Source organism: Mesorhizobium sp. WSM4816, from assembly GCF_055811535.1.
The window spans coordinates 144,035-164,496 of record NZ_JBVVQR010000006.1 but is presented as its reverse complement, the minus strand read 5'-3'; the positions used below and the strand labels follow the sequence as shown (position 1 = coordinate 164,496).

Here is a 20,462-nt window from a genome sequence, read left to right as displayed (position 1 = left end):
ATGCGCTTTATTGTTCACTTATAGAGCACAGTCTATTCTGTGTTTGCGGTCTTTGCCGCCGGCTGGCGGCTCCTCATATTGGCGTGGACCGCGGCACGGGCCGCACAGGACAAGAGAAGGAGCAGGAAAATGCTCGACCAGATCAAGGGTCTGCATCACGTCACCTCGATGGCCAGGGATGCGCGCCAGAACAATGAGTTCTTCACACAAAAGCTCGGCCTGCGCCGGGTCAAGAAAACCGTCAATTTCGACGCGCCGGATGTCTACCATCTCTACTATGCCGACGAGCTCGGCACGCCCGGTTCGGTGACGACCTATTTTCCGTTCCCCAATATCGGCAAGGGCCGCCACGGCGTTGGCGAGGTCGGCACCACGGTCTATTCGGTGCCCGAAGGCACGCTTGCCTATTGGGAAAAGCGTCTTGCCGATGAGGGCGTCGCCGGGCTGTCGCGCGAAGAGAGCTTCGGCGACAAGCGCCTTGGCTTCGCCGGTCCCGATGGCGACGGGTTTGCGCTGGTCGAGAACGAGGCCGACACCCGTGCGCCATGGGCGAAGGGCGATGTTCCGTCCGACGAGGCGATCCGCGGCTTTCACTCGGTGTCGCTCAGGCTGAAGGATGGCGGCGCCACGGAAGAGCTGCTGAATTTCATGGGCTATGAGGAAGTCGACACGTCCGGCACTGTAAAAAGGTTGGCGCTGAAGGACGGCAACGGCGCCAACATCGTCGATATCGAATCGCTGCCGGGCGCCGCTTTTGCCGATCTCGGCGCCGGCTCGGTCCACCACGTCGCCTTCGCTATCGAAAACCGCGCCAAGCAGCTCGAAGTGCGCAAGGCGCTGATGGACACCGGCTACCAGGTGACGCCGGTGATCGACCGCGACTATTTCTGGGCGATCTATTTCCGCACACCGGGCGGCGTGCTGTTCGAAGTCGCCACCAACGAGCCGGGCTTCGACCGCGACGAGGACGTCGCCCATCTCGGCGAGGCGCTGAAGCTGCCGTCGCAGCACCAGCATCTGAGGCCCTATCTCGAGCAACATCTGCAAAAGCTGGAAGACTAAAAGCGGATCGCGTTTGACCAGGTTGGGCGACGCGCTTTTAGTTTGGTTTTGTGCATGTCGTCATCGCAAAACCGCTGCGCACTTTCGCGCGACATGCATTAAGGACAAGGCCATGAGCAAGGACGCTTACACCTACAAGACACTGCCGGGTTCGCCTGATGGATCGCTGCTCTTCGTCTTCCACGGCACCGGGGCCGACGAGAACCAGCTTCTGTCGCTCGGGCGTGATCTCGCGCCGCAGGCGACGATCGTTTCGCCGCGCGGCGATGTCTCGGAAGACGGTGCTGCGCGCTTCTTTCGCCGCACCGGCGAGGGCGTCTACGACATGGACGACCTGGCGCGGGCGACGGACAAGATGATTGGCTTCGTCAAGGCGCATATCGGGGCGCATGTCGAGGCGTCAAAGCCCGCGTCGGTGCTTGGCCTCGGCTATTCGAACGGCGCCAACATCCTGGCCTCGGTGATGTTCGCGGCGCCCTCTCTGTTCGACGCGGCGGTGCTGATGCATCCGCTGATCCCATTCGAGCCGGAGGTGAAGGGTAGCTTGGCCGGCCGCCGCATCCTGGTCACAGCAGGCAGGCGCGATCCGATCTGTCCGCCCAACCTGACGTCGCGGCTAGAAGCCCATTTGCGCGCCGATGGCGCCGATGTCACAGTGGAGTGGCACGACGGCGGCCATGAGGTGCAGTCGAACGAGATCGAGGCGGCGCGGCGTTTCCTGTCCGCTACGCCGGCAGAAGGAGCGTAAGCAATGCCTGACCAATTGCCGGAGGTCGAACTGGAGGATCGCGGTTCCAAGGGCCGTTATCTCCTGCGCGGGCCTGACGGCGCCGAGGCGGAGATGACTTTTACCAAGGTCGGCGAGCACCAGATCATCATCGACCACACCGAAGTGCCGGATGCGTTTCGCGGCCAGGGCGCGGGACTCAGGCTCGTTACCCGCGCCGTCGAGGACGCGCGCGCGGCGGGCAAGAAGATCATTCCGCTCTGCCCTTTCGCCAACGCCCAGTTCCATCGTCACCCGGAATGGGCCGACGTGCTGAAGCAATAGCGCTGGTCCTAGCGACGGGTCTTGGCGTGGTGACGGTTGAGAGCGGGCAGCTAAGGGTGTGCATCGCTGTGGCATTTGCGCAGATCGCCTGTCCTACCCAGTGGCCAGTCTACCAGTAAGTCGTCTTGCCTAGTGGGTACTGCCTTGCCTAAGTAGGATATTGCCCGCCCGACCAATCGAACCGAAATGATCCCCCTGATGACCGAAACCGATCTTGTTCCCGTCTTCGACGGCCACAACGACACGCTGCTCAGGCTCTACCAGTCGAAAGACGCGGATGTCGAAAGGCTGTTCATCGAGGGAACATCGGGTGGCCACATCGACCTGCCGCGTGCGAAACAGGGCGGCTTTGCCGGCGGCATGTTCGCAATCTTTCCGCCGCCGGTCGAGAAATCCAAGCGCAGTGCGGTTCCTCCCGCGCCAAGCGATATCGAGCCCTTGCCGCCCGAAATTCCGCGCGCCGACGCGCTTGCTTCCACCATCGCCATGGCCTCGATCCTGTTCAGGCTGGAACGAGCGTCGGCGCTCACCATCTGCCGCAGCGCCGGCGATGTGCGAAACGCGATGGCGCAAGGGTCGATCGCAGCGGTGTTCCATATCGAAGGCGTCGAGGCGATCGACCCCGAACTGACCATGCTCGATGTGCTGCATGCGGCCGGCTTGCGCTCGCTAGGCATCGTCTGGAGCCGCCCGAACGCTTTCGGCCACGGCGTGCCGTTCCGTTTCCCGTCGACGCCCGACACCGGACCTGGCCTGACCGATGCCGGCAAGGCGCTGGTCAAGGCCTGCAACCAACTAGGCATTATGGTGGATCTTTCGCACCTCAACGAGAAGGGGTTTCGCGACGTCGCCGAGATCAGCGACGCACCACTGGTCGCGACCCATTCCAATGTCCATGCGATCTGCGGCCATTCGCGTAACCTCACCGAATGGCAGCTCGGCGCGATCCGCGACTCGGGCGGCATGGTCGGGCTGAATTTCGCGACCGGGTTTTTGCGCGAAGACGGCAGGATGAATGCCGATACCAGTCTCGACGTCATGGTGCGCCATGTCGATTCACTGCTGCAGGCTTTGGGCGAAGACGGCGTCGGGCTCGGGTCCGACTTCGACGGCGCCATGATCCCGGCTGTGATCGGCGACGTCACCGGCCTGCCGAAGCTGCTCGACGCGTTCGCCGCGCGCGGCTTCGGTCGCGCGCTGATCGAGAAGATCGCCTACCGCAACTGGATAAGCATGCTGGAAAAGACCATTGGCTAAAGCGGGTCGCCCGGCGGAGCGACCTGCAATTCGATCGAGCGGGGGTTGATGATCTCGACAGGACCGTTGTCTGCGAAGCTCAAGCCGCGGATGATTGCGGGTTTCGAGACCTTCAGGGCCGGCTCTTGAAGCGCCAGACCGTACGAACCGATGTCGCCATCGTCGGCGCCGGCTTTACCGGCCTGTCAGCCGCGCATGAATTGAGCAAGGCCGGCATCGATCTTGCACTGCTCGAGGCGCGCGGCCGCGTCGGCGGGCGGGTCGAGTCCCAGTGGAACGGGCTTGGCGAGCGGATCGACAGCGGCGGTCAGTTCCTGTGCGAGGACATGCCGGAACTGATGGCCTTGGTGCGAACGCGCGGCAAGACGTTGGTCGAGACCTATGCCAAGGGCGAGTTCGTTGCCCAGCCACTGACCGGCGCAAAGCAAGTCGAGCGAATCTACCACGCCTCGATGTCGATCCGCGACCGCATGAACGCGATCGCACCGGGCGATCCGGCCATCGCCGGCTTGACCGTCGCCGCATGGCTCGATCGCCAGAACGATCCCGGCGAGGCCAAGGCGGCTTTCCGCTCGATGATCGAGGGCCTGTGGTGCCAAGCGCTCGAAAAACTGCCGCTTTGGCACCTCATCGACAATGACCGCCGTATCACCAGTGAGGTGTCGGAGCTGCAATATTTCGTGCACGAAACCATGCAGTCCCTGGCGGATGATCTGGCTGGCGACCTCGGCGACCGCCTGCGATTGAACACGCCGGTCAGAACGATCGAGCGCAGACCGGGAGGCGTTCGTCTCGCGTCGACGACGGGCTCGATCACGGCTCGAATAGCACTGATCGCCATGCCGCCGATGATGGCTTCGAAGCTGGACTTCGCGCCGCCGCTGCCGGCTGCCTTGCAAAGGGCTCTCGGCGCCTGGCAGAGCGGCGCGGTGATCAAAGTACAAATGCGCTATGCCACCGCGTTTTGGCGCGCCAAGGGCCTGAGCGGCATGGTGATGTGGCGCGATCCGCCGGCACTTTTTGCCTGTGACGTCAGCAAGGATTGTCGCCACCCTGCGTTGGTCGTCTTCGTCGGCGGGCCGCTTGCCCTCCGCTGGCGGGAACTGGGAGATGCCGCGTTGCGCACCGAGGTTATGGCGCGGCTGAGGCAGGCGCTCGGCACGGACGCGGACGGCTTCATCGACTTCAGCTGTCGCGACTGGACCGATGATCGCTGGAGCGGCGGCGGCTACGCCGATCTTATCATCGATACAAGTGCCACCGAGGCCGAACAAACTATCCTGGCCGGCGCGCCGCCGGTGTATTTTGCATCTTCGGAATTGTCGCCGTCGTTTCCGGGCTATGTCGAAGGCGCAATCGTGGCTGGGCGCATTGCGGCACAGAAAATCCTCAGGGAATTTAATCTGCAGTAATCACCAGCGCCTCATGGTCGCAGGCGAGGGCGTCTCAAGGTGGCGGCCGGACGTCGCCGGGCCAGAGCGGCGCGATTTGATCCCGTGAACATTCGACTGCACGAAAACAGTTCGGCAACGACGCCCTCGCCCCTGCATGGCCGCCCGCCGAATCCCCGTTTCAAAGCTGTTACACGGTCAGTTTGCGGCGTCGTTCGTCCGTTACAAGGTGCGACTAAGTTCGTTTCAACAAAAAAAGAAGATCGACGAAGGGAAGCGCGATGTATACGAAAATCCGGACTGCCTGCAATGACCGCCGTCTGCAAGCGCTGAAGGGCAAGGAACGGCGGCCGAAGCTGGCGCTGCGCCAGCGCGCCAACGACCATCCGATGGCGCTGTTCGTGGTGCTGGGCGCCGCCGCGTTCGCCGGCATGGCCTTCGCGCCAACGGTCGGTCCCGCCTTTGCTTCACTGAACCCGCGGGCAAACATCGTCAAGGGCGCGCCGACCACGACCAAGACCGCGCGGCTGCCGATGCCGGAGATCGATTTTGTCTGCAAGGGGCAGGCCTGGGGCGCCGAGAGTGCGGACTGCCTGCGCGTCATTGCCGAGCAATCCGGCATTCACAAGGCCCGCGCGGTTCGCGTGATCGCCAATGCCGCGCCGCTGACCGATACCCCGAACGTTTTTTGATGCCCGAGCGACCCTCCAGCGCTCCAGGCAGGCTCCCGCCGCATCCTCGGCCGGGAGTCTTTTTTCCGTGGAACTTAGCCCTTTGTTGAGCATCGGAATTTTTCAAAAGCCGATTCCACCGGTCCGAAGTTCTAGCTGCCCAATGCGGCCTGCTCGGCGATGGCCGACAGCACGCCGCGCACGTCCAGCGTGCTGAACGGCTTTTCCAGGATCTGCGGCCGCTGCGGCGCCGGCAATGCCTCGATTTCGGCTTTCGCGCCGATCAGGTCGCCGGTGACCAGAACGAAGCGCCGCGCCAGATCAGGCTTTTCGGCGAGCAGTTCGCGATAGATCGATATGCCGCTGGTGCCGGGCATGCGCAGATCGGAAAAGACGATGTCCGGTGGCATATGGCCCGACAAGGTCGCGGCGGCCGACACCCAGGCCGGCACGATCCGCGACTTGATGCCCATCAACTCCAGAATGTCGGACAGCGAGGCGGCGACATCCGGCTCGTCGTCGATGATCAGGGCATGGCGCAATCCGCTCGAGCGCGACGGGCTTTCGCCGGCGGCGGCCGCGCCGCCGGCGATCGCCGGCAACTGGACAACGAAACGGGCGCCTCTCGGCAGAACTTCCTCGAACCAGACATTGCCATTGTGCCGTTCGATGATCGATTTCGAGATCGACAGGCCGATGCCGGTGCCGACGCCGACCGGCTTGGTGGTGAAATACGATTCGAAGATGCGAGAGCGTATCGCTTCCGGCACGCCCGGCCCGTTGTCCTCGACCGAGAAACAGGGATTGCCGCGATCGCTGCGAAACGTGCGAACCTTGATCAGCCGGTCGCCGCCGATGCCGGCCAGAGCGTGCTGGCTGTTGATGAGGAAGTTGGCGGCCACTTGCGTCACATGGTCGGCGTCGGCCATGGCCAGCAGCGGGCCGCTGGCGAAATCGGTATCGATAATGATGCCGGTCGACCTGGCACCGTAGGCGGTCACTTCGAGTGCCGCGCGGACCACCTGGTTGAGGTCGGTCTCGGCCTGCGACGCCGGATGCAGGCGGACCATCGAGAGGAAGCTCTTGACGATGCGGCCGCAGCGCTCTGCGGCGGCGCGCACCTTTTCGGCGCGCACCTTGGTCTGCGGGTCTGAAGCGAACTCGTGCAACAAAGTCGATTGGGCGACGACCACGGCAAGCGGGTTGTTGAGCTCGTGTGACACGCCGGCAAGCAGCGAGCCCATCGCCGCCATCTTCTCGTTCTGGTGCAGCTTTTCGCGCTGGCGGCCGATCTCCTCCTCGGCACGCAATTTGTCGCGAAGGTCGCGGATCGAGCCGAAGATCAGGCGGCGGTCGGCGACCCGCATCTCGGTTGCCGTCAATTCGATCGGAAAGACCTCGCCGGCAGCATTCTGGGTGACGGTCTCGATCCGCTGCCCGACCATCGGCGCGCCGCGGCCCGACATGTATTCGGCGCCCGACACATAGCCCTTGCGATAATATTCCGGAACGACGGTGTCGAGCAGGTCCTTGCCGAGGATGTCGCTGCGCTGGTAGCCGAACATCTTTTCGGCGGCCGGATTGAACTCGATGATCGAACCGGTCTCGTCGATGACGATGATCGCGTCGAGCGAGGCCTGCAGCATGGTGCGGCGGATGACTTCGCTGGCGTGGGCATCGGAAAGCGATCGTTCGATGGCGTTGCCGATGGCCAGCGCCACGATGTGCAGCGTTGCCTCTTCCTCGTTGGTCCATTGGCGCTCGTTCACGCAGTCGTTGACCGCCAGCGTGCCCCACAGATGGCCATGCGCAAAGACCGACACCGACAGGAACGACTTGATGTGCTGCTTTTCGAAGTCGGTTCTCAGAAAGCCTTCGAGGTCGCGCGTGTGTCCCGCGAAGATCTTGCCTTGCCGCTCGTCCTCCGCCAACCGTTCCAGCAGTGGGTCCGAATTGACAACCGACTGCATGATCACCGTCGGCGATGCCAGCTCGCCACCATATCGGGGGTCGATCCAGTAGGCCGCCACCGATTGGGCAAAGCCTTGGCCGGGCAGTTCGCGCAGCCGAAACAGGATGCCGCGCTGGCAATCCATGGCCCCGCACAGCGTTTCAAGGATGCTGCCCATCTCGCGCTGCCAGTCGCCAGCTTCGTGAAGCCGGCGAACGATGTGAACAGCGGCCATCGCCGCGCCCTGCCTGACGCCGTGCCTATCGCCGCGTGCTTCAGCCGTCATGGTCAGCCGTCATGGGGTCAGCCGTCATTTCACAGTCGTGCCACCGAGAGTGGTTGGTCGCGCCGCTCAGTTGCCTTCGCTGGTCGGCAGCGAGAAGATATAGCCTTCGCCGCGGACTGTGCGCAGGAATTTCGGATTGGCCGGGTCCGCCTCGATCTTCTTCCTCAGCCGCATGATGCGGATGTCGACTGCACGTGACGATTCAGGATCTTCCGCGAAGCCGATAGCCTCGGAGATCGCCGCACGCGTCAGCAAGCGGTTGGCACGCGTCAGGAAGACCTCCAGCACGTCGAACTCGCTCTTGGCCAGGTCGATGACCGTCCCATTGGTGCCGGTGACGAACCGACCGTCGAGATCGGCATGGAAAGGTCCGAAGCTCATGGAACGGCGGTTGGCAGTTGTTTCGGCCTTGGCGGCCTGCGGCTCGGCCGGCTGCGGCACGCGGCGCAGCACGCTGCGGACCCGAGCCAGCACCTCGCGCAATTCGTAAGGCTTGACGATATAGTCGTCGGCGCCGAGTTCCAGCCCGACGATGCGGTCGAGCGCGGTGCCGGCGGCAGTGGCATAGATGATGCCGATCGGCGTTTTCGAGCGCATCCAGCGGCCAAGCGACAGGCCGTCCTCGCCCGGCATGGCGATGTCGAGGATGGCCAGGTGAAACGACTGCGTTTCCAGCAAGGTTCGCGCAGCGCTGGCACTCTCGGCCGTAGCGACATCGTAGCCGCTGGCGTCGAGATATTCGGCGACCGCGTCCCTCAGATCCGGCTCGTCCTCGACGACGACAATTCGTGCCCGCACGATGCTCTCGCTCCCACTTTCAGCGGAAAGTAGATTGGGTATAAACATCATGTCCAGCACTCATCTTGGGTTGCCGGGTTGCAGGGTGGAAAAAAATGGCTGCACGATCCATCATCGCGCTTGTTTCCGTCGCCGAAGTGGTCGCAACCGATCTGGCCGACCATCTCGAACGGCGCGGTCATGACGTGCGCGCAGTGCGGCAGCCGTGGGAGGCCGAATCCTTGCTTTCCGGAAACGGCATCGATGTCGTTGTCGTCGGCGACAGCCTCAGCCAGGCGGAAGGGCGTGATCTGCTCAAGCGCCATGGCGGCGAGGGCGGGCCGGATTTCATCCTGATCTGCCGGCCGGCCGATCTCGTCGACAAGGTTCTGGCGCTCGAGCTCGGCGCCGCTGACGTCGTCGAGAGCCCGCTCAACGTCAGGGAACTCGCCGCCCGTATCGGCGGCTTGCTGGCACGGCGCGGCCGGAACGCCGGGGAATTGGTCGTGCTGGAGAACGCGACGGTCGACCTCCGGTCGGCCATGGTCATGCATCGCTCCGGCACGGAAGAACAGTTGTCGCCGGGTCAGGTGGCGCTGCTCAGATTGTTCCTGGCCAGTCCGCGCAAGGTCTTGACGCGCGACGATATCATTGCCGCCGCGCCCGCCGAAAATGCCGATGCCTTCGATCGCTCGATCGATTCGCGCATTGTGCGACTGCGCCGCAAGCTCGACACCGAAACCATCACCACCATACGGGGTGCGGGCTACCGGTTCGATCCGCCGACGCAGTTCGCCGACTGAGGCCCAGCCCCTCACCAGCGAGCCCCTCACCGTACTGTCCACAGGCCCAGGCGCTCAGCGCACCACGAGAAGCGACGGACCTGACGGCATTTCGCTGGCCGCGACGAATTCGCTGGCATGGGCACGATCCCTGAGAAGCACGGTGGCGAGGCCGGCAAAGCCGAGCAGGCCCTGTGCGTAGAGCAGTGCGGAAAGCACCGAAGCTGCAAATTTCGTGTTCATCGTTTTCGTCCCCAAATTTGGTTTCACGTTCGCTTCAGGGAAAACCCCGAAGTGCCCGCGCCGCCATCGGAGCCCCCCGTTGCGGCGCGGGCCTTCGGTCCTCTCGGCTGCAAGTTGCCGGAGGTGCCGCGCATCTTCTTCAGCCCAAAACCGACCCGCCAGAGGGCCTTGAGCCGGTTATGCGCAGGCTGGACACGATCCAGACCGTGGCGAAAACAGTGCGGCATGCAAATCAACGCTGCTTCTATGCTTATCCTGAACCAGGAGATCACGTTCGATTGCATGTTCATCTTGGTTTGTGCCGGCTGTTTTCGTTGGGTCAACTTTGCCGGTGGCCTGTATCAACATCATGCCGCTCGAGTCCGCGCTTTGTTGCCGATTGGTTTCGAGCTTTCTTTCATGTGAGGGAAGACCGCGCTTCTGCCAGGAGATGGCAGTAGCTTTTCCGGTCCGAGCTCGACCAGGCAAACCGTCCTGTCCTTGCTTTCACCCCTGCAAATGCCTCGGATGGGCCTCCGGCCGTTAACCAGAGGAAACAGTTTCGAAACAGAAACGTGGGCCGTGCGAAATCAATTCGAAACGTGACCCGACGACAAGCCAGTCATCGAATTGGAGCCGGCCATGCCCGGCAGACAGGGGGATATCATGTACACTGCCATTTCCGCCAAGCTCATCAACATCGCCGCCACCGTCACCGCGGGCACGGTTCTTCTGTTCGGCGCCGGCAACGGCGTTGCCGATGCTGCCAATCGGGCCGCCAATCAGATCGTGGCGCGGATTTCGCTTTCGCAGCAGACGATGGAAGTCCTCGTAGACGGCCGGCCGACCTTCGCGTGGAAAGTCTCGACCGGCGGTAGGGGGCATCTCACCCCGACTGGGTCGTTCAAGCCGACCCGCATGCACCAGATGTGGTATTCGAGGAAATATGACAACGCGCCGATGCCGCATTCGGTCTTCTTCAAGGGTGGCTACGCCGTGCATGCGACCAATTTCGTCAGGCGCCTCGGCCAGCCGGCCTCGCATGGCTGCGTGCGGCTGCATCCGGACAACGCCGCCGACTTCTACCAGCTTGTCGAGATGTTCGGTCCGACCAACACCAGGATCGTCATCGTCAAATGACAAGCAAGACGATCCGCCTTTATAAATACGTTGCGGTCGGACATCACTGCCCAAGAAAAAGGCCGGAATTTCCGGCCTTTTTCTCAATCAATCGACAGGCACCGGCATCAGCCTCGGGTCCGGCTTCTCGGCGTGATGCGGCAGGTCCTTGCTGGCGATGAAGGTGTAGAACATCGGCACCACGAACAGGGTGAACATGGTTCCCACCAGAATGCCGGTGAAGATCACCAGGCCCATCGAATAGCGCGCTGCGGCGCCTGCGCCGCTGGAGACGATCAGCGGCACCACGCCGAGCGCCATCGCCGCCGTCGTCATCAGGATCGGTCTTAGCCGCACCCTGGCCGAGGCGACGATCGCATCGCGCCGCCGCATCCCGTGGAGCTCGCGCTGCTGGTTGGCGAATTCGACCAGAAGAATGCCGTGCTTGGTGATCAGGCCGATCAGCGTGATCAGCCCGACCTGCGTGTAGATGTTGAGCGTACCCAGCCCCAGATTGAGCGGCACGATTGCGCCGAAGATCGACAGCGGCACCGACATCATGATGATCAACGGATCGCGGAAGCTTTCGAACTGCGCCGCCAGCACCAGATAGATCACAAGAACAGCTGCCGCGAAGGCGATGATGATCGTGTAGCCCTGTTCCTTCTCCTGCCGCGACTGGCCGGTATAGTCGATGAAGAACGTGTCGGGCAGGCTTTCCCTGGCGATGTCCTCGATGGTCCTCAGCCCGTCGCCGGTGGTGATGGTGGGCAATGGCAGAGCGGAAATCGTGGCGGAGTTCAATTGGTTGAACTGCTCGATCACGGCCGGCGAGGCGTTGGTCGAGATCTTCACCACCGCCGAGAGCGGCACCATCTCGCCCGACGCGCTGCGGACGAAATACTCGGCCAGCTTTTCAGGGTTGTCGCGGAAGTTCTGCGGCACCTGAGGGATGATGTCGTAGCTGTTGGATTCGCGGTCGAACTGCGCCACTTCGGCGCCACCGACCAAAAGGGTCAGCGTCCGGCCGATGTCGGCGATCGGCAGGTTGAGGGCCGCGGCGCGGTCGCGGTCGATCGTCACCGTCACTTGCGGCGCATCGAAGGACATCGAATTCTGCACGGCGAGGAAGCGACCGGAGGCCTGCGCCTTGTTCTTGATGTCCTCGGCCGCCTCGAACACCTGGGAGGCATCGCCGGTCGAGCGCACCACCATGGTGACCGGCAGGCCGCCGCCGGAGCCGGGCAGCGTCGGTGGGGCGAAGACGAAAGCCTCGACGCCCGCCACCTTGGCGAGGCGGGCGGTGATGTCTTCCTGAAGTTCCTTCGAGCTGCGCGCGCGCTCGGCCCAGTCCTTGAAAGCGAAACCGACGAAGGCGCTGTTCGTCGGGCCCCCGAAGGCGACAGCGGAGAACCGCGCCCTGGTTTCGGGGATGTCATTCACCAGCCCGAGAATCTGGTTCACATAGGTTTCGGTGTAGTCCGACGTGGCGTAGCGCGGCGCGTTCACAAGAGACAGCAGGAAGCCCTGGTCTTCTTCGGGCGCCAGTTCGCTCGCGGTCTTGGTGAACATGAAGCCGGTCGTGGCGACCAGTGCGATGACGATCATCAGCGTCACTGGGCGGTATTTCAACGAGCCGCTGACCAGCCGCTCATAGACGTTTTCGACGCGCCTGAACGTGTTGTCGACAATGCGCTGGAAGCGGCTGTGCGAGCCGGCCCTCAGGATGCGTGCCGACATCATTGGGGTGACGGTGAGGGCGACGACACCCGAAAGCACCACCGAGCCGGCAAGCGTCACCGCGAATTCGCGAAACAGGGCGCCGGTCAGGCCGCCGGTGAAGGCCAGCGGCGCGAACACGGCGGCCAGCGTTATCGTCATGGCGATGACGGCGGACGAGATCTCCCGCATGCCGTTGAACGCCGCCTGCATCGGCGACAAACCGTCTTCCTCCATGTGGCGGTGAATGTTTTCCACCACCACGATGGCATCGTCGACGACGAGGCCGATCGCCAGCACCATGGCCAGCAACGACAAAAGATTGATCGAATAGCCGAGCGTAAACAGCAGGAAACAGACGCCGATCAGCGACAGGGGAATAGTCACGATCGGCATCAGCACCGAGCGGAACGAGCCAAGAAAAAGCAGGATGACGACGATGACGATGACGACCGCCTCGCCGATGGTCTTGAACACCTCCTCGATCGATGCGCTGATCTGCTCGGTCGAATCGTAGACGATCTCGATCGTCATGCCTTGCGGCAGCGTCTCCTGGATCGTCGGCACGATGTCGTGGATCGCCCCCGCCGTCGTCAGGGGATTGGCGGCCGGCGTCGGGAAAATGGCGAGAAAGATGCCGGGCTTGCCGTTGAAAGTGACCCTGGTGTCGGTATTCGCCGCGGCGAGCTCGACGCGCGCCACGTCGCGCAATCGCACCACATTGCCGCCTGTCGAACGAAGCGGAAGAGCGGCGAAAGCCTCCGGCGTCTGCAGCGTCGAGCGGACGGTGATCGAGGAGGCGACATATTCGTTTTCGGTATTGCCGGGTGCGGAGAGGAAATTCGATGCGTTGATCGCGGTCAGCACTTCCGACGCCGTCACGCCGCGCGCCGCCAGTTTGATCGGGTCTATCCAGACGCGCATCGAATATTCGGCGGCCCCGAAGATCTGCACGTCGGCGACGCCCTCGACCGTCGACATGCGCGGTCGCACGACGCGCTCGATATATTCGGTGAGCTGTTCCGGCGTCATGTTCGGATTCTGCATCGAGATATACATCATCGCGAACTGCTCGCCGGTGCCCTTGACGATCACCGGGTCTTCGGACTCGTCCGGCAGGTCGCCGCGCACGCTTTGTACCTTCGACAAGACTTCGTTCAGCGCGACGTCGGGATTGGACCCGAGTTTCATCTGCACCGTCACGGTGCTTGAGGACGGCCGGCTCGCCGACGTGACGTAATCGATGTTTTCGGTCGAGGCGACGGCACGGGCGATCGGCGCGGAAATGAACCCCTGGATCAGGTCGGCGCTGGCGCCGGGATAGGCTGTGGTGATCGTGATGGCCGTTTCTTCGACCTCCGGATACTGCCGGATCGAGAGGCTGAAGATGCCCTGGAAACCCAGAAGCAGGATCATCAAGGCGAGCACGGTCGAAAGGACCGGACGGCGAATGAAGATGTCGGAGAAGCTCATTTCTGGGCTGCCTGCTGGTTTGCCGGCTTGGTCGGATCGATGGTGTTGTCGACGGCAACGGACATGCCGTTGGAAAGCCGGTTCTGGCCGGCGGTAACGACTTCGTCGCCGGGGGCGATGCCTTCCAGGATCTCAACCAGGCCGGCATTACGGCGGCCTGGCTTGACGAACACCTGGGCAAGCACGAGCTGCGGCTTTTGTTCTTCCGCCGTCGGTTCGGCCGGCGCAGCAGCTGGTTTCTCCTCGGGTTTTGCTGCGGACGCTTCGGCCGCGGGGTCCGTGGCCGGCTTTTCTTCCGGCTCCGCAGCGGCAGGGGCGGCGCCGTTGGCCGCGGCTGGCTTTGCCGGACGCACCACGTAGACGAAATCACCGTAGAGGCTGGAGGTCAGCGCGGTCTGCGGCACCGTTAGCACGTTGTTTTCCTCGAGCAGTTCGACGCGCACCTGCACGAACTGGCCAGGCGTCAGCTTGCCTTCGGGGTTGGCGACCTCGGCCCTGACCGTCACCATCCGGCTGGTCGGATTGATCTTCGGGTCGATACCGCGGATGGTGCCGGCGAACGGAAGCTCGCCGTCGCCAATGCCCAGCCGCAGCGTCTGGCCGATCTTGAGCAGCGAAAGCTGCTGTTCGGGAACCGAGAAATCGGCCCGCATCGTCTCCAGATCCTGCAGGGTGGCTACGGAAGTGCCGGGTGAGAGATACTGGCCGAGATCGATCCTGGGGATACCAATGGTGCCGCTGAAGGGCGCTGTCAGCAGCTTCTGCTCGAGCACCGCCTGCAGCCTGTTGACCCGCGAAGCGGAAGCCAATGCGGCTGCCCGCGCTGAATCGAGCGTCGATTCCGAGCCGACATCGCGTTTCTGCAATTCAAGGGCGCGTGTCAACGCCGTCTGGTCGAGCGCTGCTTGCGCCTTCGTCGCATCGAGATCGGCGCGCTCGGCAGCATCGTCAAGCTGAAGGAGGCCCGCGTTGGCTTCAACCTTCTGATTGGCGTGAAACAGGATATCCTTGACGATGCCGGCGGTTTCGACGGTCAGGTCGACACCGCGGACCGCACTGACAGTGCCGATCGCCTCGACGCCCGGCGTCCACCCCGTCGGCTTGACGATCATCGTCGACACGGTCGCCGCCGGCGGCTTCATCGTGGCGAAGAATTCCTGCATTGCATTGTCGCGGAACAGGTTGAAGCCGACGATGCCACCGCAGACCACCACGAGCAGAATGAAGGCGATGATGAAACGCTTGATCACGAACAGTCCCCTTGGCCATGGCCCGGCACAACAGTCGGATGACCCAAACACATAGCTGTGACTGGTCCCGATATCAAATGACGGCGACCTTACTGTACCGTCTGGACGGTCTTGTCAATTCCGCGTAGGCTAATGTATGGGGAGCGATTGATGAAAGCCCGCAGAGCAAATTCGCGTGATAAAATTCTCGCTGCCGCCGCCGATGTGGCACGCGAGACAGGGCCTGGCAGCCTGTCGCTGGACGCCGTCGCCAGCCGGGCCGGGGTGTCGAAAGGCGGCTTGCTGTACAATTTCCCGACCAAGGCGAAGCTGATGCAGGCGCTGGTTGAGGATTATCTTCGCGCCTTCGAGCAGGCGCTGGACGCCGCCCGCACTGCCGGCGTCGCGGGCGAGAGCCCGCTTGCGACCTACATCAAGCTTTCGGCCGAACATGCCGCGGAATCGAAACCGTCGGCGTCCTGGATATTTTCGGCGATCGCCGAGGATCCCGATTTCCTGACGCCGATAAAAGCGTTCAGGCGGCAGGTTTTCGAACGGCTCAAGGAAGAATCGCCGGACCTCAAGGCGCTGCTGGTCTGCTACCTCGCCATCGAAGGACTTCGCAGCATGAATCTCTTCGATTCGGATGTTCTTTCGGTCGACGAACGCCGGTTGCTGATATCGTCCTTGCTGGAGATTGCGGGATAGATTGCCGCGCAGCGCCGCAGGATAAAGCTATTGTGACAGGTCATATGGTTGGGCTGGTCTGCCAGGGTGAGGGAACTTTTGTCCGGCTGGCGATTTTGGATGTATGGTGAGAAGCCGAACGGCCGGAAGGGGATTGGTGATGACAACAAAACGCTTTGCGATCCGCGCTCTCGTTTTCGCAATGGGCTGCAGCATGTCCGCCGCGGCCTTGGCTGGAGATCGCGATGATCGGCCTCACCCTGAGCGCTACGTTCCCGCCGAAGGCAACATCATCGACATTCTGTTCGGCGGCCCGCGCTACTATGATCGGCAGTTGTTCACGACAGCCGCAGGGCCCTGCTCCTATCATCGGGTCGGGCCCGACGCGAATGCCTTGAACAAGATCAACGATCACCATTGCGGGAAGTAGGCGGCAGGCTGCGGCGGTCGCCAGTCTTCTTCATCTGTTCGATAATCTCGGCCATCAGCGCCAGGTCGCGGCGGGAGTCCGCTAGGTCGGTCAGCGGCTTCGTCCTGGCGGTGATGTGGCGGTGGAAGGTTTCCAGTTCGTTGGAGAAGGCGTCGCCATACAGCGGCCCGAATGTCCGCGTCACCGGGCCGGCTGCCCCGGCTTCCGTCACTTCGAGTCGCGTCGGCAGGCTGCGGATGTAGGGGGTGTCGTAAATGATGCGGACCCGTTTGGTGTTCGAGCGCACCTCGATCATCGCGTCGAACAGGCCGAGATCGTCGACCACTGCGTCGTAGCAGCAGGCGAAATGGCCGTAGTCGAAGGTCACGCTGGTGTTGGCCCCGCCATTGGTGCGGTGCGCCGCCAGCACACGGGCCGGTTCGCCGAGGAGCCCGCGCATCGCCGAAATATGGTGCGAGCTCAGCGCCGTCAGGCCGCGATAGGCGCGTACGAGATCGGCGGGCGCATCGCTGCCCACCACTTCGCGAATCAGCGCCTCGCGCTCCCCGGCGCCGCGTGCCAAAAGGGCCGGATCTATGTCGGTGGGATAGAGGACGTTCTGGCTCTCCTTCAGGAAATGCCGGCCCTCGGAGATCAGGTCGAAGATGCGGACATGGGTTATGTCGGCGAAGTCAGGCAGTTCCTCCATCGCTGCAAGATAGGCCGGAGCGTAGCGGCGCATGTAGCCGACGAAGATCGTCTTGGCGTAGTTTGGCGTCAGTGCCAGAAGCTCGTCGATCTCGCGCACCGTCAGGCAGGCGGGCTTTTCCAAGAGGACATGCTTGTTCGCCTGGACGGCGGCTCGGACGAAACGGCTGTGGGTCTCGTCTGACGAGAGGATGAAAACCGCGTCGATATCCGGCGAGTCGATTAGCGCCTCTGCCGTTTCGAAGGCTTTGGCGGTCGGGTATTCGGATGTGCACAGCGCCATCAGGCTCGGCGACACATCATAGATGCCTGATACCAGCCAGCTCTCGCGCTGATCGCTCAGCACCGGCAGATGGATTGATTGCGCGACCTCTCCAAGTCCCACTAGCCCGACACGGATCACCGCCACGGCACACTCCCTTCGCAAACCAATTGTTTCAGCCAACAGCTCGTTATAGCTACAGGTGCGGCTCGACCCGGCCGTCCGTCATGCAGCGCCGGTGACGAGCGCGACGAGTTCGTTGCCGGTCGTCTCGGATGAACGGACGGTCGCCACCATCCGTCCCGCTCGCATCACCCAGATCTGGTCGGACAGGCGCCGCACCTGATCGAAATTGTGGCTGACCAGGATGACGCTGACGGCCTGTTCGCGCAGCCGCCGGATCAGGGCTTCGACATTGGCCGTCTCCTGCACGCCGAGCGCTGCGGTTGGTTCGTCCATCACCACCAGCTTGGCGCCGGAACCTGCGGCGCGGCAGATCGAGATCGCCTGTCGCTGTCCGCCCGACAGGCGCCGCACGCGCTGGCTGACCGAAGGCATGTTGATCGACAGGCGTGACAGCATGGCGCGCGCCTGCTGCTTCATCGCCTTGCGGTCGAGCAGCGCGAAGGGGCCGATCCGGCGCACGATCTCACGGTTGAGGAACAGGTTCTGGGCGACGGTCAATTCATCGATCAGCGCGAGGTTCTGGTGCACCGTCTCGATGCCGGCCTTGCGCGCCTCGTCGGGATTGGCGAAGGGGTGCAGCCGGCCGTCGAAGAAAATGTCTCCAGCGTCCGGCACATGCACGCCGACCAGGCAGCGTATCAGCGTCGACTTGCCGGCGCCATTGTCGCCGATCACCGCGGTGACCTCGCCACGGCGGGCCCGGAAGGCGACATCGGTGAAGGCGCGGATGCCGCCGAAATGCTTGCTCAGTCCTTCGCAGGCGAGGATCGCGTCGGCCGACGGGGAGTGATTGACGGCGCTCATTTCTGATACCGCATGATCAGTGCCGCCAGCACCACGATGGCGCCAACGGCCAAGGGCTGGTAGAAGGCCGAAACGCTGAGCAGCGTCAGCCCGTTGACGAGAGCGGTTAGCATCAGCGCTCCGATCGCCGGGCCGAGAATGCTGGCGCGTCCACCAAACAGGCTGACACCTCCCAAGACGACTGCCGCCACCGAATTGAGCAGAAGGCTGGTATTGATCTGCGGTTCGGCCGAGCCGATGCGCGCCACCAGAAGCAGTGCGGCGATGCCGGCGCAGAAGCCTGAAATCGTATAAGCGACGATCTTGACCCGGTTGGTGTGGATGCCGAGCGCGCTGGCGCTTTCGACCTGGCCGCCGGTCGCCAGCAGATGCACGCCGAAGCGGGTGTGGAAGAGCGCGATATGCGCCACCAGAACGGCTGATATCGCCACCCAGACGGGATAGCCGAACGGTCCAAGGGAGCCCGAGGCCAGCCGCAGCAGGAAGGTCGAGCCGACCATTATCGGCTCGCCGCCCGACAGGATCAGGCCGAGCCCGGTGACGCCCGAAAGCGTGCCGAGCGTTACCACGAAGTCGGGTATTCGCCCGGCTGTGATGAGCGCGCCGTTCAGGAAACCGACCGCGCTGGTGGCGGCTACGGCGAGCACGCAGGCGAGAAAGATGCCATAGCCCGCGGCATCGACGAGCCCGAGGATGATGGCGCCCAGCATGACGGCTGCCGCCAAGGAGAGATCGATGCCGGCGGTCGCGACGACGAAGGTCTGGCCGATCGACAGCACGACCAGGATCGCCGCGGCCAGCAGCAGGGCCTGCAAGTTGGCGATGCTGAGGAAGACCGGCTGACTAATGCCGAAGACGATGACGAGGCCGACAAGACCGACGACCGATGCCCAGTCGGCCCAGAAGGAAGGATCCAGGAGGAGAGCCGACAGGGAGGGGCGGCTCTCCTCCGCCGCGCCCGCAGTATGCACGGGCGCGTTTTGTTCAGGAATGCTCACTTCAACATCTCGCGGAAGGGATCGGGATAGTCGTCGCCTGGACGCGGGAAGTTCTTCAGCGAGGCTTCGGCATTGTCCTTGTTGATCAATAGAACCGGCGCCGGCACGTTGGCGGGCAGTTCCTTGCCCATGGCCGCTGCCTTGCAGGCTTCCACGCCCATGGCACCGACGACATAGGGATATTGCGCGACGGTCGCGGCGAGTTCGCCGGCCGCCACCGATTTCAACGCGTCGACGATGCCGTCGAGACCGATCACCTTGACGTCCTTGCCCGAGGTCTGGACGGCGCGCTGAACGCCGAGCGCCATGATGTCGTTGGCGGCGAAGAAGCCGGCGAGATCGGGATGCGCGGCCAGGATGTCGGTGGCCGCGGTAAGCGCCTTCTCGCGATCCCAGTCGGCGCTGACCATCACCACGACTTCGAGCTTGCCTTCGACAGCCTGCTTGAAGCCCTTGATGCGGGCGTTGCTGCCGACATCGCCGACAATGCCGGCCACCAGCGCGACCTTGGAGCCTGCAGGAACCAGCTTCAGCATCTCCTCGCCCGCCAGAACGCCGGCGGCAACGTTGTCTGTGCCGATGTAGGTTGAGATGGTGAAGCCGGCGGCCTTGGCCTGCTCGGCGTCGATGGTGCTGTCGATGTTGACGATCGGCTTGTTCTTCTGGGCGACAGGGACAAGTGCCTGGACGAGGTTGCTGACGCTGATCGGATTGACCAGATAGCAGTCGAAATCCTGCATGGCCATGGCGGTCAATCGATCGGCCTGCCCGGTAGCGTCGCCCATATTGGCGGCTGCCTGGATAGTGACGGCCACGCCGTCGGCCTTGGCCTGCTCTTCGATGCCTTGGTGCATGTACTGGAAGAAGGGATTGTCGAGACCCTTGACGATCGCCGCGACGCGGGCCGCGTCCTCGGCATGGACCGGCACTGAAATCACGATTGCAAACAGGCCTGCGCCAAGCGTCAGGCAATTGAACATACGCATGCTCTTCCTCCTCCTAATTTGTTGGTGGTGTCGCAATCGACCCGTTGCCCGGCGAACGGAATGGCTGTGCCGGCGAAGGCCAGCCCGGCGCTTGCGATGACAGGCGACCGACCGACCGGCGATCGCCGCACGGCGGTTTCCGAGCGCCCGGTCATGGCCATTTTCGTGTCTGGCATTTCTCCTCCCGGAGCGCTGACCGATGCCTTGTCAGCATTTCCGCATGTTTTAGAAAAAATTAACATGCGTCAACATTTAAAATGGTATGCAGAGGTTTTTGATGTGCTGCGGTGCAGCAGAAATTGACGCTTGGGGGGCGAAGCAGCTTGATGCCGGCGTCGTCAGTTGTGTGGCTTCAGCCTATGAATCCACCGCGAACGCCGAATGCAGCGGCACCAGCGCCGGGCCACAGGTGACCGGCGCCAGCAGCTTGAG

General features: G+C 63.1%; 21 protein-coding genes. 11 read left to right on the top strand and 10 right to left on the bottom strand.

Annotation, left to right across the window (positions count from 1 at the left end; genetic code table 11):
- Positions 1–129: 129 nt before the first annotated feature.
- The 6 genes from AC0L3H_RS10190 to AC0L3H_RS10165 all read left to right on the top strand — a co-directional run bounded on the left by AC0L3H_RS10190 (position 130) and on the right by AC0L3H_RS10165 (position 5,453).
- Positions 130–1,062 (top strand): VOC family protein, encoded by a 933-nt coding sequence (locus AC0L3H_RS10190; protein WP_473585362.1) that lies wholly within the window; start codon positions 130–132, stop codon positions 1,060–1,062.
- Positions 1,063–1,174: 112 nt separating this feature from the next.
- Positions 1,175–1,810, top strand: coding sequence for an alpha/beta hydrolase (locus tag AC0L3H_RS10185; RefSeq protein WP_473585361.1), 636 nt, complete (start codon positions 1,175–1,177; stop codon positions 1,808–1,810).
- A gap of 3 nt (positions 1,811–1,813) precedes the next feature.
- Entirely contained in the window at positions 1,814–2,113 is a 300-nt protein-coding gene (locus AC0L3H_RS10180; RefSeq protein ID WP_473585360.1) for a GNAT family N-acetyltransferase, read from the top strand.
- 198 nt (positions 2,114–2,311) lie between these two features.
- A complete protein-coding gene (locus tag AC0L3H_RS10175; RefSeq protein ID WP_473493781.1) occupies positions 2,312–3,370 on the top strand; it encodes a dipeptidase in 1,059 nt (352 codons plus the stop codon).
- A 125-nt stretch (positions 3,371–3,495) separates the two neighbouring features.
- The gene (locus tag AC0L3H_RS10170) at positions 3,496–4,782 is read left to right on the top strand and encodes a flavin monoamine oxidase family protein (protein ID WP_473585359.1); all 1,287 of its coding nucleotides are present in this window, start codon (positions 3,496–3,498) and stop codon (positions 4,780–4,782) included.
- A 260-nt stretch (positions 4,783–5,042) separates the two neighbouring features.
- Entirely contained in the window at positions 5,043–5,453 is a 411-nt protein-coding gene (locus AC0L3H_RS10165; protein WP_473585358.1) for a hypothetical protein, read from the top strand.
- Positions 5,454–5,584: 131 nt separating this feature from the next.
- Here AC0L3H_RS10165 and AC0L3H_RS10160 read toward each other — a convergent pair whose 3' ends face one another.
- Both AC0L3H_RS10160 and AC0L3H_RS10155 read right to left on the bottom strand, forming a co-directional pair.
- A complete protein-coding gene (locus tag AC0L3H_RS10160; RefSeq protein WP_473585357.1) occupies positions 5,585–7,669 on the bottom strand; it encodes a GAF domain-containing sensor histidine kinase in 2,085 nt (694 codons plus the stop codon).
- A 66-nt stretch (positions 7,670–7,735) separates the two neighbouring features.
- Entirely contained in the window at positions 7,736–8,515 is a 780-nt protein-coding gene (locus AC0L3H_RS10155) for a response regulator (protein WP_473585413.1), read from the bottom strand.
- A 47-nt stretch (positions 8,516–8,562) separates the two neighbouring features.
- On the opposite strand from AC0L3H_RS10155, the gene AC0L3H_RS10150 reads away from it, so the two are divergent.
- Positions 8,563–9,249, top strand: coding sequence for a response regulator transcription factor (locus AC0L3H_RS10150; protein ID WP_023797129.1), 687 nt, complete (start codon positions 8,563–8,565; stop codon positions 9,247–9,249).
- A gap of 54 nt (positions 9,250–9,303) precedes the next feature.
- Here AC0L3H_RS10150 and AC0L3H_RS10145 read toward each other — a convergent pair whose 3' ends face one another.
- Positions 9,304–9,471: a hypothetical protein gene (locus AC0L3H_RS10145; protein ID WP_023797130.1), complete on the bottom strand. Its 168-nt coding sequence runs from the start codon at positions 9,469–9,471 to the stop codon at positions 9,304–9,306.
- A gap of 23 nt (positions 9,472–9,494) precedes the next feature.
- Complete coding sequence (locus AC0L3H_RS10140) at positions 9,495–9,761, bottom strand: hypothetical protein (protein WP_473585356.1); 267 nt, start codon at positions 9,759–9,761, stop codon at positions 9,495–9,497.
- A 355-nt stretch (positions 9,762–10,116) separates the two neighbouring features.
- On the opposite strand from AC0L3H_RS10140, the gene AC0L3H_RS10135 reads away from it, so the two are divergent.
- On the top strand, positions 10,117–10,590 hold the full coding sequence (locus AC0L3H_RS10135; protein ID WP_473585412.1) for a L,D-transpeptidase: 474 nt from the start codon (positions 10,117–10,119) through the stop codon (positions 10,588–10,590).
- 87 nt (positions 10,591–10,677) lie between these two features.
- On the opposite strand, the gene AC0L3H_RS10130 is transcribed toward AC0L3H_RS10135, so the two are convergent.
- A complete protein-coding gene (locus AC0L3H_RS10130) occupies positions 10,678–13,761 on the bottom strand; it encodes an efflux RND transporter permease subunit (RefSeq protein ID WP_473585355.1) in 3,084 nt (1,027 codons plus the stop codon).
- Positions 13,758–15,011, bottom strand: coding sequence for an efflux RND transporter periplasmic adaptor subunit (locus tag AC0L3H_RS10125; RefSeq protein ID WP_473585354.1), 1,254 nt, complete (start codon positions 15,009–15,011; stop codon positions 13,758–13,760). The genes AC0L3H_RS10130 and AC0L3H_RS10125 overlap by 4 nt, the downstream gene beginning before the upstream one ends.
- 150 nt (positions 15,012–15,161) lie before the next feature.
- On the opposite strand from AC0L3H_RS10125, the gene AC0L3H_RS10120 reads away from it, so the two are divergent.
- Positions 15,162–15,698: a TetR/AcrR family transcriptional regulator gene (locus AC0L3H_RS10120; protein ID WP_473585353.1), complete on the top strand. Its 537-nt coding sequence runs from the start codon at positions 15,162–15,164 to the stop codon at positions 15,696–15,698.
- A 193-nt stretch (positions 15,699–15,891) separates the two neighbouring features.
- Entirely contained in the window at positions 15,892–16,107 is a 216-nt protein-coding gene (locus AC0L3H_RS10115; RefSeq protein ID WP_329608797.1) for a hypothetical protein, read from the top strand.
- Here AC0L3H_RS10115 and AC0L3H_RS10110 read toward each other — a convergent pair.
- From AC0L3H_RS10110 to AC0L3H_RS10095, 4 genes are all read right to left on the bottom strand, one after another.
- Positions 16,082–17,203 (bottom strand): Gfo/Idh/MocA family protein, encoded by a 1,122-nt coding sequence (locus AC0L3H_RS10110; RefSeq protein WP_473585352.1) that lies wholly within the window; start codon positions 17,201–17,203, stop codon positions 16,082–16,084. The two genes, AC0L3H_RS10115 and AC0L3H_RS10110, sit on opposite strands and share 26 nt — an antisense overlap.
- Positions 17,204–17,281: 78 nt before the next feature.
- Positions 17,282–18,046: an ATP-binding cassette domain-containing protein gene (locus AC0L3H_RS10105; RefSeq protein ID WP_473585351.1), complete on the bottom strand. Its 765-nt coding sequence runs from the start codon at positions 18,044–18,046 to the stop codon at positions 17,282–17,284.
- Positions 18,043–19,044: an ABC transporter permease gene (locus AC0L3H_RS10100; RefSeq protein WP_473493790.1), complete on the bottom strand. Its 1,002-nt coding sequence runs from the start codon at positions 19,042–19,044 to the stop codon at positions 18,043–18,045. Before AC0L3H_RS10100 ends, AC0L3H_RS10105 begins: the two co-directional genes overlap by 4 nt.
- On the bottom strand, positions 19,041–20,030 hold the full coding sequence (locus AC0L3H_RS10095) for a sugar ABC transporter substrate-binding protein (protein ID WP_473493791.1): 990 nt from the start codon (positions 20,028–20,030) through the stop codon (positions 19,041–19,043). Before AC0L3H_RS10095 ends, AC0L3H_RS10100 begins: the two co-directional genes overlap by 4 nt.
- Before the next feature lie 60 nt (positions 20,031–20,090).
- On the opposite strand from AC0L3H_RS10095, the gene AC0L3H_RS10090 reads away from it, so the two are divergent.
- The gene (locus AC0L3H_RS10090) at positions 20,091–20,333 is read left to right on the top strand and encodes a hypothetical protein (RefSeq protein WP_473521059.1); all 243 of its coding nucleotides are present in this window, start codon (positions 20,091–20,093) and stop codon (positions 20,331–20,333) included.
- Positions 20,334–20,462: the final 129 nt, after the last annotated feature.